Origin of the sequence: Agromyces humatus (assembly GCF_021228295.1) — a bacterium.
In the GTDB taxonomy this organism is placed as follows: Bacteria; Actinomycetota; Actinomycetes; order Actinomycetales; family Microbacteriaceae; genus Agromyces; species Agromyces humatus.
Genome location: NZ_JAJQPD010000003.1, coordinates 277,716 through 293,144 on the forward strand (window position 1 = coordinate 277,716; position 15,429 = coordinate 293,144).

General features: G+C 66.7%; 14 protein-coding genes and 2 tRNA genes. 14 read left to right on the plus strand and 2 right to left on the minus strand.

What is annotated here, in order from left to right:
- The first annotated feature begins 337 nt into the window (after nucleotides 1-337).
- The 13 genes from dnaA (at nucleotide 338) to LSF15_RS06600 (ending at nucleotide 13,166) form a co-directional block, all read left to right on the plus strand.
- Nucleotides 338-1,684: a chromosomal replication initiator protein DnaA gene (gene dnaA, locus LSF15_RS06540; RefSeq protein ID WP_372459944.1), complete on the plus strand. Its 1,347-nt coding sequence runs from the start codon at nucleotides 338-340 to the stop codon at nucleotides 1,682-1,684.
- Between the two features lie 527 nt (nucleotides 1,685-2,211).
- Nucleotides 2,212-3,363 (plus strand): DNA polymerase III subunit beta, encoded by a 1,152-nt coding sequence (dnaN, locus tag LSF15_RS06545; RefSeq protein WP_232497721.1) that lies wholly within the window; start codon nucleotides 2,212-2,214, stop codon nucleotides 3,361-3,363.
- Nucleotides 3,364-3,465: 102 nt separating this feature from the next.
- Entirely contained in the window at nucleotides 3,466-4,647 is a 1,182-nt protein-coding gene (recF, locus tag LSF15_RS06550; protein ID WP_232497722.1) for a DNA replication/repair protein RecF, read from the plus strand.
- Entirely contained in the window at nucleotides 4,640-5,137 is a 498-nt protein-coding gene (locus LSF15_RS06555) for a DciA family protein (protein WP_232497723.1), read from the plus strand. The genes recF and LSF15_RS06555 overlap by 8 nt, the downstream gene beginning before the upstream one ends.
- A gap of 123 nt (nucleotides 5,138-5,260) precedes the next feature.
- On the plus strand, nucleotides 5,261-7,279 hold the full coding sequence (gene gyrB, locus LSF15_RS06560) for a DNA topoisomerase (ATP-hydrolyzing) subunit B (protein ID WP_232497724.1): 2,019 nt from the start codon (nucleotides 5,261-5,263) through the stop codon (nucleotides 7,277-7,279).
- Nucleotides 7,269-9,884 (plus strand): DNA gyrase subunit A, encoded by a 2,616-nt coding sequence (gyrA, locus tag LSF15_RS06565; RefSeq protein ID WP_232497725.1) that lies wholly within the window; start codon nucleotides 7,269-7,271, stop codon nucleotides 9,882-9,884. The genes gyrB and gyrA overlap by 11 nt, the downstream gene beginning before the upstream one ends.
- Entirely contained in the window at nucleotides 9,877-10,281 is a 405-nt protein-coding gene (locus LSF15_RS06570; RefSeq protein WP_232497726.1) for a DUF3566 domain-containing protein, read from the plus strand. Before gyrA ends, LSF15_RS06570 begins: the two co-directional genes overlap by 8 nt.
- A 64-nt stretch (nucleotides 10,282-10,345) precedes the next feature.
- A tRNA-Ile gene (locus LSF15_RS06575) sits at nucleotides 10,346-10,419 on the plus strand.
- A gap of 40 nt (nucleotides 10,420-10,459) precedes the next feature.
- A tRNA-Ala gene (locus LSF15_RS06580) sits at nucleotides 10,460-10,532 on the plus strand.
- A 141-nt stretch (nucleotides 10,533-10,673) separates the two neighbouring features.
- Nucleotides 10,674-11,675 carry an alpha/beta fold hydrolase gene (locus LSF15_RS06585; RefSeq protein ID WP_232497727.1) on the plus strand — a complete coding sequence of 334 codons (1,002 nt, stop codon included), beginning with the start codon at nucleotides 10,674-10,676 and terminating at the stop codon, nucleotides 11,673-11,675.
- Nucleotides 11,676-11,730: 55 nt separating this feature from the next.
- Nucleotides 11,731-12,180, plus strand: a complete 450-nt coding sequence (locus LSF15_RS06590) for a hypothetical protein (protein WP_232497728.1) — start codon at nucleotides 11,731-11,733, stop codon at nucleotides 12,178-12,180.
- 116 nt (nucleotides 12,181-12,296) lie between these two features.
- Nucleotides 12,297-12,683, plus strand: coding sequence for a hypothetical protein (locus tag LSF15_RS06595; RefSeq protein WP_232497729.1), 387 nt, complete (start codon nucleotides 12,297-12,299; stop codon nucleotides 12,681-12,683).
- Between the two features lie 39 nt (nucleotides 12,684-12,722).
- Nucleotides 12,723-13,166, plus strand: coding sequence for an NUDIX hydrolase (locus tag LSF15_RS06600; RefSeq protein ID WP_232497730.1), 444 nt, complete (start codon nucleotides 12,723-12,725; stop codon nucleotides 13,164-13,166).
- A 174-nt stretch (nucleotides 13,167-13,340) separates the two neighbouring features.
- On the opposite strand, the gene LSF15_RS06605 is transcribed toward LSF15_RS06600, so the two are convergent.
- Together LSF15_RS06605 and LSF15_RS06610 are read right to left on the minus strand one after the other, a co-directional pair.
- Nucleotides 13,341-13,592, minus strand: a complete 252-nt coding sequence (locus LSF15_RS06605) for a hypothetical protein (protein WP_232497731.1) — start codon at nucleotides 13,590-13,592, stop codon at nucleotides 13,341-13,343.
- Between the two features lie 646 nt (nucleotides 13,593-14,238).
- Nucleotides 14,239-14,757: a hypothetical protein gene (locus LSF15_RS06610; RefSeq protein WP_232497732.1), complete on the minus strand. Its 519-nt coding sequence runs from the start codon at nucleotides 14,755-14,757 to the stop codon at nucleotides 14,239-14,241.
- Between the two features lie 129 nt (nucleotides 14,758-14,886).
- On the opposite strand from LSF15_RS06610, the gene LSF15_RS06615 reads away from it, so the two are divergent.
- The gene (locus LSF15_RS06615) at nucleotides 14,887-15,426 is read left to right on the plus strand and encodes a peptidylprolyl isomerase (RefSeq protein ID WP_232497733.1); all 540 of its coding nucleotides are present in this window, start codon (nucleotides 14,887-14,889) and stop codon (nucleotides 15,424-15,426) included.
- Nucleotides 15,427-15,429 lie beyond the last annotated feature (3 nt).

A 15,429-nucleotide genomic window follows, 5' to 3' on the forward strand; every position in this document is an offset into this window, starting at 1 on the left:
ATCCCCCCAACCTCGATGATGCCTGTGGAGCGACACGCGCGGCCGATCGAATCCTCCAATCGGCATTTGTCCACAGGGCCTGTTTTGGATAGCGTTTGACACCAGTTATCCCCAGCCTTGCGCGCGGAATCTCGGGCGACTTCCCGAAACTGCCCACAGGACGTGGATAACGTGTGAACACGCGCCTCGCGCCGCTTTGCTTCGTCGATCGGGGGATCGATCGGGCGGCGTACCAAGGCACCCAGACCGATTGCGGGGAACGATGACAGAGCAGCCCATTTCCGACACATGGGCGACGATCCTCGATCGACTGTCAGACGATGACGCGATCACGCCGATGCTCCAGGGATTCCTGAACCTGGTGGAGCCGAAGGGCATCGCGGCGGGCACGTTCTATCTCGAGGTGCCCAACGACTTCACGGCGAGCATGCTCAACCAGCGCATGCGGGTCTCGCTGCTCTCTGCGATGAGCGAGGTCGACGCCCCGGCGCCCGTGACCTCGTTCTATGTCGTCGTGAACCCCGAACTCGAGGAGCTTCGTGCGCGCGAGCCGCAGGCGGTGTTCGTCGACGACCTGAGCGACCCGGTGGAACTCCCGGCATCACCGCAGTCGGTCTTCGAGAACACCAACCCGGTCTCGGCCCGCGACACGCGGCTCAATCCGAAGTACGCATTCGACAGCTTCGTCATCGGCCAGTCGAACCGTTTCGCGCACGCGGCGGCGGTCGCGGTGGCCGAGGCACCGGCCAAGGCATACAACCCGCTCTTCATCTACGGCGACTCGGGCCTCGGCAAGACGCACCTCCTGCACGCGATCGGGCACTATGCGATGAGCCTGTATCCGGGCATCCGGGTGAGATACGTGTCGTCCGAGGAATTCACCAACGACTTCATCAACTCGATCGCCAACAACCGGGGCTCGCTCTTCCAGCAGCGTTACCGCAATATCGACATCCTGCTGATCGACGACATCCAGTTCCTGCAGGGAAAGGCCGAGACGCAGGAGGCGTTCTTCCACACGTTCAACACGCTGCACGACCACAACAAGCAGGTCGTGATCACGAGCGACGTGCCGCCGAAGCACCTCACGGGCTTCGAAGACCGCATGCGCAGCCGGTTCGAGTGGGGCCTCATCACCGATGTGCAGGCACCCGACCTCGAGACGCGCATCGCGATCCTCCGCAAGAAGGCGCAGTCCGAGCGCCTCCAGGTGCCCGACGAGATCCTCGAGTACATGGCGTCGAAGGTATCGAGCAACATCCGCGAGCTCGAGGGCACGCTCATCCGGGTGACGGCCTTCGCGAGCCTCAACCGCACGCCGGTCGACATGCCGCTCGTGCAGACGGTACTCAAGGACCTGATCACCGATGACTCCGACAATGTCGTGGCGCCGGTCGACATCATCACCGCCACGGCCGAGTACTTCAAGCTCACCGTCGACGATCTCTACGGCTCGAGCCGCTCGCAGGCGGTGGCGACCGCTCGCCAGATCGCGATGTACCTCTGCCGCGAGCTCACGAACCTGTCGCTGCCGAAGATCGGCCAGCTGTTCGGCAACCGCGACCACACCACGGTGATGTATGCGAACAAGAAGATCTCGGAGCTCATGAAGGAGCGCCGGTCGATCTACAACCAGGTCACCGAGCTCACCGCACGCATCAAGCAGACGAGTCGCTACCGCTGAACGAGACGAACGTCGAGCGGGTTGAGGAGCGACGAAGGAGCGTCTCGAAATCCGACCCCTGCGCAACGGTTTCGAGACGCTCGCTTCGCTCCCTCCTCAACCCGCCGAACTGACGAAACAGGGTCTGCAGGGTCCCTGCGGACCTGCCGCGTCGCGAATCCCACAGTTGTGGAGAACCTGTGGATAGTTAACGAGCAACCGCGTCACGCCTGTTCAGTTCGTCGCCTCCCCTGTGTAGAACACCGTGCGGCGATCGCGCGGGGCACGGGACATCCGGTCGTCAATCCACACACTGTGCACAGATCGGATGGCCCGAAATCGGTGTCATTCCGTGGCCGGCGCTTCGTCATCCACAGTTTCCACAGCGGTTAACACTGTTAAGAGATAGAGGGTTAGAGCGGACTTCCCACAACCTCGACGTCCGAACGCGGAACCCGCGTCCACGGCTCGGGTGAATCGCCCGGCACCGGGAACGGCTCTGCGGCTAGCATGGGAGCCACTATTGCGACATCCACGACAGGAGAACCGTGAAGTTCCAGGTCAATCGCGACGTCTTCAGTGAGGCCGTTTCCTTCGCCGTCAAGCTGCTCCCGCAGCGCACGACGCTGCCGATCCTCTCGGGTGTGCTGATCCAGGCGAACGCCGACGGCCTCGTGCTCTCCTCCTTCGACTACGAGGTGTCGTCGCAGACCGAGATCCAGGCCGATGTCGAAGAGCCGGGCACGGTGCTCGTCTCAGGCAGGCTGCTCGCCGAGATCGCCGGCCGCCTGCCCAACGCGCCGGTCCGAGTCGCCACCGAAGAGAGCCGCATCTCGGTGAGTTGCGGCTCGGCGAGCTTCACCCTGCTGTCGATGCCGGTCGAGGAGTATCCGTCGATCCCCGAGATCGGCGAGCAGTCCGGCGTCGTGCCGGCAGAGGAGTTCTCGGCCGCGGTCGCGCAGGTCGCCGTCGCCGCCTCCCGAGACGATGTCACGCCCGTGATCACGGGCGTGCAGCTCGAGGTGCGCGAGAACAGCCTCGGCCTCGTCGCGACCGACCGCTACCGGGTCGCCGTGCGTGAGATCGACTGGGACGGCGGCACGGTCGCGGGCGAATCCGAGGCGGTCACCGCCCTGGTGCCGGCGCGCACGCTGCAAGAGGTCGGCAAGACCTTCGGTCACTCGGGCACGATCTCGGTCGCCATCACGAGTCGCGACGACCGCGAGCTCATCGCGTTCAGCGCCGACAAGAAGACGGTGACGTCACTCCTCATCAAGGGCAACTTCCCACCCGTGCGCCGACTCTTCCCCGAGACCGTCGACAACTACGCGGTCATGAACACGGCCGACCTCATCGAGGCCACCCGACGCGTCGCCCTCGTGCTCGAGCGCGAGGCCGCCCTGCGCTACAGCTTCACCGCCGACGGCCTCACCCTCGAGGCGATCGGTTCCGAGCAGGCTCAGGCGTCCGAGTCGATCGACGCGATCCTCACCGGCGACGACACGGTGGTCTCGCTCAAGCCGCAGTTCCTGCTCGACGGGCTCGGCGCGGTGCACTCCGAGTTCGTCCGCATCTCGTTCACCAAGACCGAGAACCCCAACAAGCCGGGGCCGGTGCTCATCACGAGCCAGTCCTCGCGTGAGCAGGCCGGCGCCGACAGCTACCGGTACCTGCTGCAGCCGAACCTGCTGCTGCGCTGACCACGCGCCCAGGCCGATGTCGGTCGTGGGCGGTAGCGTATTGATTCGCAATCCGGTCGGCCACGGGGCATCCGGATGCTCCGTCGTCGAAGGGAGTCCAGCGTGCATGTCGCTCGACTCTCGCTGACCGACTACCGCAACTACCGGCGTGCCGAACTCGCGCTCGAGCCGGGCGCCACGGTGTTCGTCGGTCGAAACGGGCAGGGCAAGACGAATCTCGTCGAGGCCATCGGCTACCTGTCCACGCTCGGGTCGCATCGCGTTTCCGGGGACCAGGCGCTCATCCGAGCCGGCGCGGATGCGGCGATCGTGCGCGCCCTGCTCGCGCATGGCGACCGCGAACTGCTCGTCGAACTCCAGTTGAATCGCCAGGGTGCGAATCGGGCGCAGCTCAATCGATCGCCGGTGAAGACGCGAGAGCTGCCGCGCTATGCGCACAGCGTGCTGTTCGCACCCGAAGACCTCGCGATCGTTCGCGGTGAGCCCGGCGTGCGGCGGCGACTGCTCGACGAGTTGCTGGTGCAGCGCACCCCGCGACTCGCGGGAGTCACGGCCGACTACGAGCGCGTGCTGAAGCAGCGCAACTCGCTGCTCAAGAGCGCGCGTACCCGTGGGCTCGCCGCCGACCGGTTGCCCACGCTCGACATCTGGGACGAGCGGCTCGTGGCACTCGGCTCCGAGATCATCGACCAGCGCCTCGCGCTCGTCGCCGAGCTCGCCGGGCCGCTCGCCGACGCGTATCGCGCGATCGTCGACGCCGACCACTCGCCGGGCCTTCTGCCGGTGCTCTCGATCGATGGCGCAGACATCGAGGCCGACGCTTCGGGTTTCGAGACGGCTCCTTCGTCGCCTCCTCAACCCGCAGAAGTCACCACGACCGGCGAGCGCTTCGCGGCCACCCTTCGCGCGCTTCGCCCGAAAGAGCTCGAGCGCGGGGTGACCCTCGCCGGCCCGCACCGCGACGACCTGCTGCTGCTGCTCAACGACCTTCCGGCCAAGGGGTACGCGAGTCACGGTGAGTCGTGGTCGTTCGCGCTCGCCCTGCGACTCGCGTCGGCCGAGCTGCTGCGCCGCGATTCGACGACGGGCGACCCGGTGCTCGTGCTCGACGACGTGTTCGCCGAACTCGACCGTCTGCGCCGGCAGCGACTGGCTGAAGCCATCGGCGGATTCGAGCAGGTGCTCGTCACCGCCGCGGTGCTCGAAGACGTTCCCGAGCCGCTGACGGCGCGCATCGTGCGCATCGACGCCGGCCGTATCGTCGAGGAGGGCGCCGATGCCTGATCCGATGAACTCCGAGGCCGCTCGCGTCTACCAGCACTTCCGGGAGATCTTCGGCGGCGAACCACGCGGCCGGGCGGGCCGCTCGGGCAGGGTACGCACCCGCGAGACGCCGGGGAGCCAGCCGTTCACGTCGGGTCGTGACCCGAAGGCGCTCGGCGCAACGCTCGACGGCCTGAGTTCACAGCTCGGGTGGACGGGCCCGCTGTCGCAGCACGAGGTGCTCGCGTCATGGGCCGAGATCGTCGGTGAAGAGACCGCTCGGCACTCCGAGGCGATCGCGATCGAGGGCGGCGTGCTGCAGGTTCGCTGCGAGTCCACGGCGTGGGCGACGCAGCTCCGGCTCATGCGGGCCCAGCTCGTCACCGAGATCGGTTCGAGGTTCCCCGGAGCGGCCGTCGAGACGATCCGCTTCCAAGGGCCCGATGCCCCCACCTGGAAAAGGGGTCCCAGATCGGTTCCAGGGCGCGGTCCGCGCGATACTTACGGCTGACAAGGCCAAAACGGTCATCACGCCCGGTTCATCGCCTGAGATCGGCGCTTCCGGCCTTCCGCGAAGGCTCTGTTTGATAGGGTTAAGGGTCGCCAGAATGACGGTCAGGAGCCCGATTCACACATGACAGCCGAACCCACGAAGGCCCAGCAGACGCCGGCATACGGTGCTGATGACATCCAGGTTCTCGAGGGCCTCGAAGCGGTTCGCAAGCGGCCGGGTATGTACATCGGCTCCACCGGTCCGCGGGGCCTGCACCATCTCGTCTCCGAGATCGTCGACAACTCGGTCGACGAGGCGCTCGCCGGCCACGCCGCGAACATCGACGTGACCATCTTGGCCGACGGGGGAGTGCGCGTCATCGACGACGGCCGCGGCATCCCGGTCGACGTCCACAAGACCGAGGGCCGCTCCACGGTCGAGGTCGTGCTCACGGTGCTTCACGCCGGTGGCAAGTTCGGCGGTGGCGGCTACGCCGTCTCGGGCGGGCTTCACGGCGTCGGGTCATCCGTGGTCAACGCGCTCTCGTCCCGGCTCGACGCCGAAGTCCGCCGCCAGGGCCACGTGTGGCGGCAGTCGTTCACGGTCGGCGTGCCCGATGCGCCCCTCTCGAAAGACGAGGCGACCGACGAGACCGGCACGACCATCACGTTCTGGCCGAGCCCCGACATCTTCGAGACCGTCGAGTTCGACTACGAGACGCTGCGCAGCCGATTCCAGCAGATGGCCTTCCTCAACAAGGGTCTGCGCATCACGCTCACCGATGAGCGCAGCGGCCACGTCGAGATCGATCCCGACGACACGGCAGCGAGCGAAGCCGACGACGCCGCCCCCGGCCAGCGCTCCGACACCTTCCTCTACGAGCGCGGACTCGTCGACTACGTCGAATACCTCAATCGCTCGAAGAAGTCCGACGTCGTGAACGACGAGATCATCTCGTTCGAGACCGAAGACACCGACCGCAAGATCGCGCTCGAGGTCGCGATGCAGTGGACGACGGCGTACACCGAGTCGGTCCACACCTATGCGAACACCATCAACACGCACGAGGGCGGCACGCACGAAGAGGGCTTCCGCGCGGCGCTCACGACCCTCGTCAACCGGTACGCCCGCGAGAAGGGGATCCTCAAGGAGAAGGACGACAACCTCTCTGGCGATGACGTACGTGAAGGCCTCACCGCGGTGATCTCGGTCAAGCTCTCCGAGCCGCAGTTCGAGGGCCAGACGAAGACCAAGCTCGGCAACACCGAGGCGAAGTCGTTCGTGCAGAAGGTCACGGGCGACCAGCTCGGAGACTGGTTCGAGCGCAACCCCACTCAGGCCCGCGACATCATCCGCAAGGCGATCCAGGCCGCCACCGCCCGCATCGCGGCCCGCAAGGCGCGTGAGGCGACCCGTCGCAAGGGCCTGCTCGAGTCGGGCGGCATGCCGGGCAAGCTCAAGGACTGCTCGTCGAAAGACCCGTCCATCTCCGAGATCTTCATCGTGGAGGGTGATTCGGCCGGCGGTTCCGCCGTGCAGGGCCGCAACCCCGAGACTCAGGCCATCCTGCCGCTCCGCGGAAAGATCCTGAACGTCGAGAAGGCACGCCTCGACCGCGCGCTCGCGAACGCCGAGGTGCAGGCGATGATCACGGCGTTCGGCGCGGGCATCGGCGAGGACTTCAACCCAGACAAGGCCAGGTACCACAAGATCGTGCTCATGGCCGACGCTGATGTCGACGGCCAGCACATCACGACCCTGCTGCTCACCCTGCTGTTCCGCTACATGCGGCCGCTCATCGAGCTCGGCTACGTCTACCTCGCGCAGCCGCCGCTCTACCGACTCAAGTGGACCAACGCCGACCACGAGTACGTCTACTCCGACCGCGAGCGCGACGCGCTGCTCACGGCCGGCATCGCAGCCGGCAAGCGGATCCCGAAGGACAACGGCGTGCAGCGTTACAAGGGCCTCGGCGAGATGAACCACCAAGAGCTGTGGGAGACCACGATGAACCCCGAGACCCGCACGCTGCTGCAGGTCACCATGGACGACGCGGCCGCCGCCGACGAGATCTTCTCGACCCTGATGGGCGAAGACGTCGAGAGCCGCCGCAACTTCATCCAGAAGAACGCGAAGGACGTGCGTTTCCTTGACATCTGATGTGATCAACCCCGGCGCCGCAGACGACGAGGGTCCCGGCATCCACGGCAAGATCGACCAGGTCGACCTGCAGCTCGAGATGCAGCGGTCGTACCTCGACTACGCCATGAGCGTGATCGTCGGCCGCGCCCTGCCCGAGGTGCGCGACGGGCTGAAGCCCGTGCACCGGCGCGTGATCTACGCGATGTACGACGGCGGGTACCGGCCCGACAAGGCGTTCTCGAAGTGCGCCCGCGTGGTCGGCGACGTGATGGGGCAGTTCCACCCGCACGGCGACACGGCGATCTACGACGCGCTGGTGCGCCTCGTGCAGCCGTGGAGCATGCGCTACCCGCTCGCGCTCGGCCAGGGCAACTTCGGCTCGCCCGGCAACGACGGCGCCGCGGCGCCGCGGTACACCGAGACGAAGATGGCGCCCCTCGCGCTCGAGATGGTGCGCGACATCGACGAGGAGACCGTCGACTTCCAGGACAACTACGACGGCCGCACGCAGGAGCCGTCGATCCTGCCGGCGCGATTCCCCAACCTGCTCGTCAACGGCTCGGTCGGCATCGCCGTCGGCATGGCGACGAACATCCCGCCGCACAACCTGCGTGAGGTCGCCTCCGGTGCCCAGTGGTACCTCGAGCACCCCGAGGCCACGCGCGAAGAGCTGCAAGAGGCGCTCATGCAGCGCATCAAGGGCCCCGACTTCCCGACCGGGGCGCAGATCCTCGGCGTCAAGGGCATCAACGACGCGTACCGCACCGGCCGCGGCTCGATCACCATGCGCGCCGTCGTCTCGGTCGAAGAACTGCAGGGTCGCACCTGCCTCGTCGTCACCGAGCTGCCCTATCAGGTGAACCCCGACAACCTGGCCGTAAAGATCGCCGACCTCGTGAAAGACGGGCGCATCGGCGGCATCGCCGACATCCGCGACGAGACCTCCGGCCGCACCGGCCAGCGCCTCGTCATCGTGCTCAAGCGCGACGCGGTGGCCAAGGTCGTGCTCAACAACCTCTACAAGCACACCCAACTGCAAGAGAACTTCGGCGCGAACATGCTCGCGATCGTCGACGGCGTGCCCCGCACCCTGTCGATCGACGGATTCATCGCGCACTGGGTCGACCACCAGGTCGAGGTCATCGTGCGGCGCACGCAGTACCGCCTGCGCAAGGCCGAAGAGCGCATGCACATCCTGCGCGGCTACCTCAAGGCGCTCGACGCGCTCGACGAGGTCATCGCCCTGATCCGGGCCTCGGCCACGGTCGACGACGCGCGCGACGGACTCAAGCGACTCCTCGACATCGACGACCTGCAGGCGGATGCGATCCTCGCCATGCAGCTGCGCCGCCTCGCCGCGCTCGAGCGCCAGAAGATCGTCGATGAGGCCGACGCGCTCGAATCCGAGATCACCGACTTCCGCGACATCCTCGCCCGTCCCGAGCGCCAGCGCACGATCATCTCCGGCGAACTCGCAGAGATCGTCGCCAAGTACGGCGACGAGCGCCGCACGCACATCCTCCCGGGCTTCGATGGCGACATGTCGGTCGAAGACCTCATCCCCGAGGAGGAGATGGTGGTCACCGTCACTCGCGGCGGTTACGTCAAGCGCACCCGCAGCGACAACTACCGCTCGCAGCATCGCGGCGGCAAGGGCGTGAAGGGCGCGCAACTGCGCGCCGACGACGTGGTCGACCACTTCTTCGTCACCACGACGCATCACTGGCTGTTGTTCTTCACGAACATGGGCCGTGTGTACCGTGCGAAGGCCTACGAGATACAAGAGGCAGGTCGCGACGCCAAGGGCCAGCACGTCGCGAACCTGCTCGAGATGCAGCCCGATGAAGAGATCGCCGAGATCCTCGACATCCGCGACTACGAGGTCGCGAAGTACCTCGTGCTCGCGACCCGCGACGGCCTCGTCAAGAAGACCGCCCTCGACGAGTACGACACCAACCGCTCGCGAGGGGTCATCGCCATCAAGCTGCGCGACGGCGACGAACTCGTCTCGGCCATGCTCGTCGACGACGGCGACGAGATCCTGCTCGTCTCGAAGAAGGGCATGTCGCTGCGCTTCGAGGCCACCGACGAGGCACTGCGCCCCATGGGCCGCTCGACGTCAGGGGTGAAGGGCATGGGCTTCCGTGACGGAGACGCCCTGCTCGAGGCATCCGTCGTTCGCGCGTCGTCGCCCGGCCTCGAAGCAGCCGACGAGACGGATGTCGCAGACGACGCCCCAGACGCCGGATTCGTGTTCGTCGTCACCGAGGGCGGCTACGCCAAGCGCACCGCCGTCGACCAGTACCGGCTGCAGAACCGAGGCGGCCTGGGCATCAAGGTCGCGAAACTGAGCGACGATCGGGGCGACCTGGCGGGCGCGCTCATCGTCGGCACCGACGATGAGGTGCTTGTGGTTCTTGCCAGCGGCAAGGTGGTACGCTCTGACGTCGCCGAGGTTCCCGCCAAGGGCAGGGACACGATGGGCGTCGTGTTCGCGAAGTTCGCGGACGACGATCGCATCATCGCCATCGCGAAGAATTCCGAACGGAATCTCGTGGAGGAGGAGGCCGCAGAGTCCGAAGCGGCCGAGCCCGCGAGTGAAGGAGTAACCGACAATGAGTAGCGTCGCCGAGAAGCTGGCCCGAAAGTCGAGCAAGCGCGCGCCCGCGAAGCAGGTACGCCTGCGGCTCGTGTACATCGATTTCTGGTCGGCCGTGAAGCTGTCGTTCCTGATCGCGGTGTGCCTTGCCGTCGTGAGCATCGTCGCAACCTTCCTGATCTGGACGGTGCTGAACTCCACCGACATCTTCAACAAGCTCAACGAGCTCGTGCAAGACGTCGCCGGCACGGGCGGCGACCTGTCGTCGGTGCTCTCACTCGGCAACGTCATGGGCTTCGCGGTCGTGGCCGCGCTGCTCAACCTCGTCGTGACGACCGCGCTCGGCGCGATCCTCGCCGTGCTCTACAACCTGAGCGTCAAGATCACCGGCGGAATCCTCGTCGGCTTCACCAACAACTGACGCCGTATCGGCTGGATTTCAAGATTCCTGCGGTGTCGGGTAGTCTTTCCTCTGGCCGAAATTCGGGGATATAGCTCAGGCGGTTAGAGCGCTTCGCTGATAACGAAGAGGTCCGAGGTTCAAGTCCTCGTATCCCCACCGAACAACTCCATACCGCAGGTGCCACGGCATCTGCTCCGGGGCCTTAGCTCAGTTGGTAGAGCGCCTGCTTTGCAAGCAGGATGTCAGGAGTTCGAATCTCCTAGGCTCCACACAGAATTCCTCAGGGTCGTGCGCTCTGCTCCATCTCCCCGCGTGGCTGCGGTGCGACGTGGGCGAGGAGTAGAATCACCCCCGCGTGTGCGCCCTCACGGGGGCGTTCCGCGGTGCCGGTTCGATCCCGAGGAGGTCGCTTGGCCCGCAGGTCGAGTGCCATCGCACTGTGCGCAGCCGTCCTCGCGTTGGCCGGGTGCACCGCTCCGACGAACGACGACGGGGCCGTTCAACCGAGTCCCGACCCCGCACGCCAGCTCGACGTCGACGGGGTGATCGATGTCGGCGACGGCCGCGGCATCTACGCGAAATGCGCGGGGCAGGGACATCCGACGGTGATCCTCATCGCGGGCAAGGGGAACGGTGCCCGAGATTGGCAGGACGTCCTTGCACCCGACGATCCCGCCCACGATGCCCCGCTGGACGGTCTCCCCTGGGGACTCGGCACGCTCGAACCCAGCGACGACGCCGTCTTTCCATCGGTCGCCCGATTCACCCGGGTGTGCACCTATGACCGGCCCGATGTCCGTATCGATGGGGACGACGTGACCACCCCGAGAGCGCAGCCCCATACCGTCGACCTCGATGTCGACGACCTGCACGCGCTGATGACCTCGCTCGAGGAGCCCGGTCCGTACGTCGTGGTCTCGCACTCCTACGGGGGTCTCATCGCGGCACTGTACGCCCGCCAGTATCCCGACGACGTCGGTGGACTCGTCATGGTCGACACCGTCACCCCCCTCATGGCAGACGTGACCAGCGCCGACCGGCTCGGCAACTGGGATGCGTCCAACGCGACCACCTCACCCCAGGTACGCGAGGGGGTGAAGCTCATCGACGCGTTCGAGCAGATCAACGCGGCCTCACCCCTGCCCGAGCTGCCCGCCGTCGTGCTGTCTGCCGACAAGCCGTGGCGAACCGACCTGCTGCCGGCCGAGATCGCCCGAGTCGAGACGGTCACCTTCGACGACTGGTTGGCCTCGTTGGAGCTTCTCGCGGCCGAGCTCGGTGCCGAGAACATCACGCAGACGATGAGCGGACACGACATCTACCTGTACAACCCGGCACTCGTCACCGACGAGATCCGTGGCATCGTCGACACCGTTCGCGCTGACGACTCCGCTGTGGGAGCGGCGCAATGAGCGACACGTATTCGATCTACGGTCGGGTGTCGTCGTCGTTGCGCTCCTCCTCTCCATGGCCGTGACATCCTGCAGCGGGACCGGTGCGGGAGACTCCGCGCGGGTCGCCCCGCCACCATCGAGCGATTCGACGGCGGGAGCGAACCGGTCAGGTGACCTCGCCGGCACCGTCGACCTCCCCGACGGCCGCAGCATGTACGTCGAGTGCCGGGCTTCCGGCTCACCGACCGTCGTGCTCGTCGCGGGACTCGATGCCGCCGGAGACCTGTGGGACAGCACCCACCCCGAACAGGTCGCCGGACTGGTGCTGGTCGACAGTCTCTCGCCCGAACTGCGAGCCGACATGACGCCGCAGCAGTGGGAGATCTGGAACGTCGCGAACGCACGCAGCACCGAGCAGATCGCCGACTATCCCGACCTCGAGCGGATCGACGCCGATCGTGCCCATCGACACGGTCATCGACGCCGTGCGCGAGAACCGGTCGACCGCGACCGGTTAGCGTAGCGGCGCGGGGGTGGCAGGAGTCCGGAACCCGGTCTGCCGTCGGGATATCCGGTTCCGCTAGTGTTGGCCTCATCGGCGCGGGTATCGCCTGCGCGATCCGGCGGAAGGACGCAGCGATGCTCACCGAATACGGCTTCTGGGACATCTTCAGCGGGCTCTTCGGAGTGTTCGTCTTCATCGCCTACCTCGTGGTGATCTTCACGATCATCGCCGACCTCTTCCGCGACACGGAACTCGGCGGGTGGGCGAAGGCCCTCTGGCTGATCTTCATCGTGCTCGTGCCGTTCCTGGCCGGACTCGCCTACGTGATCGCGCGCGGCTCGCAGATGGCGGCCCGCCAGCGCGAGCGCCGCAGCATCGCCAACGAGTACATCGATGATCGCGGTGGGGTGTCTGCGTACAACCCCAACGACGAGATCGCGAAGGCCCAGGGACTGCTGCGCGACGGCACGATCAGCCAGGCCGAATACGATCGCATCCAAGCCGACACCTACAGCCAGTGACGCGAGTGGAGTTCCAGACGCGCCCGCTACAGTGACGTGATGGACATCCGCATCGCTGCGTATGGCGTGATCATCCGCGACGCGGAGATCCTGCTGTCGCACTGGAACGAGCACGGGCGCTCGGGCTGGACGTTGCCGGGGGGTGGCGTCGAAGGCTCGGAGCATCCGCTCGATGCGGCTCGCCGCGAGATCCGCGAAGAGACCGGGTACGAGGCATCCGTCGATCGCCTGCTCGGCATCGATACGATGGTGATTCCCGCAGCCAAGCGGCACCGCGCGACGTCACCGCTCTACGCGATGCGTGTCATCTACCGCGCGAGCGTGGTCGGCGGAGCACTGCACAGCGAGATCGACGGCTCGAGCGACGAGGCGCGCTGGTTTTCGCTCGACGAGGTCTCGCGGCTCAAGCGGGTCAGCCTGCTCGACATCGCGCTTCGGCTGAACGCGGCTGAGCCGGCCGACGGCCGGCCGACGGCGCCGTAGCGACCCCGGTCGCGGCATGCAGGCAGCCGCGCGGCCCCGACGCGGGCGTTTCGACCGGATGCGGCCGAACCACTCGCGACGAGGCCGCGCGGCTGCCGAACTCCCGGGGCGACGCCGTCGCGTGGGCGACGGCGCCGTCCATCGGGAGTTCGGTGCGGGTGGTGTCCATTCGGGTCACCGCAGCGTCGGCGCGATCAGCGCGTTGTGCTGGAAGTTGCCGTCGAGCACCCGGTGTGCGAGCTGCGCGTTCTGACGACGCAGTAGCACCGCCTCGTGGCTGAGGCGTTCGCTCTGGTGACGGCTGTACGCGATGAACGCGAGACCGATGCGCAGGGCGATTCGTTCGTTCAGGCCGCGCGAGTGAGCGCGGGCGGCGATGGCCGATCCGGATTGGGAGCGACCGAGGGAGAGAGAACTGGCGTTCACTTCGATTCCTTCGTTTCTTCACGGGGATGCACCGGATGGTGCGGCCCGCACCGGATGGTGCGGGGTGCGCCACGATCGGCGGGCTGCCGGCGAGGCGTCGTCGAGGGATGCACAGGTGTGCGGGAAGGGTGTGCTGCGAACCAGAGGGCAGCCGCAGCGGGCACCGGGAGTCACGGCCGAGCCGTGGGCCGGGGGTGTGGGCGGGACATCCGATCGCCATACGCGCATCTGCGACGAGAACGTCGACGGATGTCGCAGGCCGGAGCCGCGGATCACACCACGAGGGCGGCCGGCGACGAGGGCAGAGTTCTACCCCGGCCGCCGAAGCGGCGAGTTAGCTGGCCGACTGGTGGAGGAGGATCTCCGTGCGGAGGAGGATCTCCGAGCGGGCCGCAGTGAATGCGGGCGTGTAGATGTGGGTCATCATCGGGATCAACTCCTCTCTGGGTTCTGGCGCGTTTGCACCGGTAGAGACACTAGCGGGGGTTTCACTCCGAACGCAAGGGGAATTCTCAGATGCGTCCGAGATTCAGTGCCAGCACTGAGACGACGGGTCTGCGCATCGCTGTCGGAGGCCCAGCGCACCCCGCGCGCAACGACGAGTGACCCCGCCTGAACAGGCGGGGCCACTCGGAAGATCAGTGCGTCAGGCGCCGGACGTCGTTCCGACGTCGGGCTCATCGTCGGCGACCCACAGCTCGTCGTCGGCGCGGAACGTCTGCCAGACCGCGTAGGCGATACCGACTGCGGCGACGATGCCCGCGCCGATGGCGAGGTAGGTGCCGACGCCGCGGCCCTTCTTCTTGTCGACCACGGCGGCCGCGCGCGGCGAAACCCGCTGCACGGCGCGACGTACGCGTGCGTCGTTGGCGATGTCGCCGATGGCGAGCACCGAACCCAGCGCGTTGCCGAGGCTGCGCTCGACGGTGTCGCCCGCGACGCGGGCGTAGTCCTTCGCCTGGTCGACGCCGGGGCGCACATAGCTCTCGTACCCGGTGCGCACCCGCGGTACGACCTCTTCGCGTGTGAGGTGACCGAGTTGACGACTGGCCTCACGAGCGACGGAATTCGCGTGCTCGAGCACGTGCTGCTGGTTTCCCCAGAGTTCTTCAGCGCTGCTGCGCAGCCGCTTGAGTTCCTTCCGGCGCTTGCGTGACAGGCTCATCTCGACCTCCATCGTTGTGCAGCGAACTCCTCCATCTTGCCACCGAACTGGCTGGAAGCGGGGTGGGAGTCGCAATCCTTCATTCCGATTCGCGAATCCACGCCCGGGTCACCGTGACAGAATGTCAGCATGCCGATTCCCACCGCAGTCGCGACGCTGAACACCAACCACGGCCCCATCAAGGTCGACCTCTACGGCGACCACGCCCCGAAGACCGTCAAGAACTTCGTGGGCCTCGCCACCGGTGAGATCGAGTGGACGCACCCCGCCACCGGCGAGAAGTCCACCAAGCCTCTCTACGACGGCGTCGTCTTCCACCGCATCATCCCCGGATTCATGATCCAGGGCGGCGACCCGCTCGGCCAGGGCGTCGGCGGCCCGGGCTACCAGTTCGACGACGAGATCAACTCCGACCTCGACTTCACCGAGCCCTACGTGCTCGCCATGGCGAACGCCGGCACCCAGGGCGGGCGCGGCACCAACGGCTCCCAGTTCTTCATCACCGTCGGCCCCACCACGTGGCTGCAGGGCAAGCACAGCATCTTCGGCAAGGTGACCGACGCCGACAGCCAGGGTGTGGTCGACAAGCTCGCCTCGGTCGCCACCGACGGCCGCGATCGCCCGCTCGAAGACGTCGTGATCGAGAGCATCACCGTCGAACAGGTCTGATCA

Excerpts from the sequence above, each read along its gene's own strand:
- dnaA (WP_372459944.1), top strand. The coding sequence starts at position 338 with ATGCTCCAGGGATTCCTGAACCTGGTGGAGCCGAAGGGCATCGCGGCG.
- LSF15_RS06555 (WP_232497723.1), top strand. The coding sequence starts at position 4,640 with ATGCCTGATCCGATGAACTCCGAGGCCGCTCGCGTCTACCAGCACTTC.
- gyrB (WP_232497724.1), top strand. The coding sequence starts at position 5,261 with ATGACAGCCGAACCCACGAAGGCCCAGCAGACGCCGGCATACGGTGCT.
- LSF15_RS06570 (WP_232497726.1), top strand. The coding sequence starts at position 9,877 with ATGAGTAGCGTCGCCGAGAAGCTGGCCCGAAAGTCGAGCAAGCGCGCG.
- LSF15_RS06590 (WP_232497728.1), top strand. The coding sequence starts at position 11,731 with ATGGCCGTGACATCCTGCAGCGGGACCGGTGCGGGAGACTCCGCGCGG.
- LSF15_RS06595 (WP_232497729.1), top strand. The coding sequence starts at position 12,297 with ATGCTCACCGAATACGGCTTCTGGGACATCTTCAGCGGGCTCTTCGGA.
- LSF15_RS06600 (WP_232497730.1), top strand. The coding sequence starts at position 12,723 with ATGGACATCCGCATCGCTGCGTATGGCGTGATCATCCGCGACGCGGAG.
- LSF15_RS06610 (WP_232497732.1), bottom strand. The coding sequence starts at position 14,757 with ATGAGCCTGTCACGCAAGCGCCGGAAGGAACTCAAGCGGCTGCGCAGC.
- LSF15_RS06615 (WP_232497733.1), top strand. The coding sequence starts at position 14,887 with ATGCCGATTCCCACCGCAGTCGCGACGCTGAACACCAACCACGGCCCC.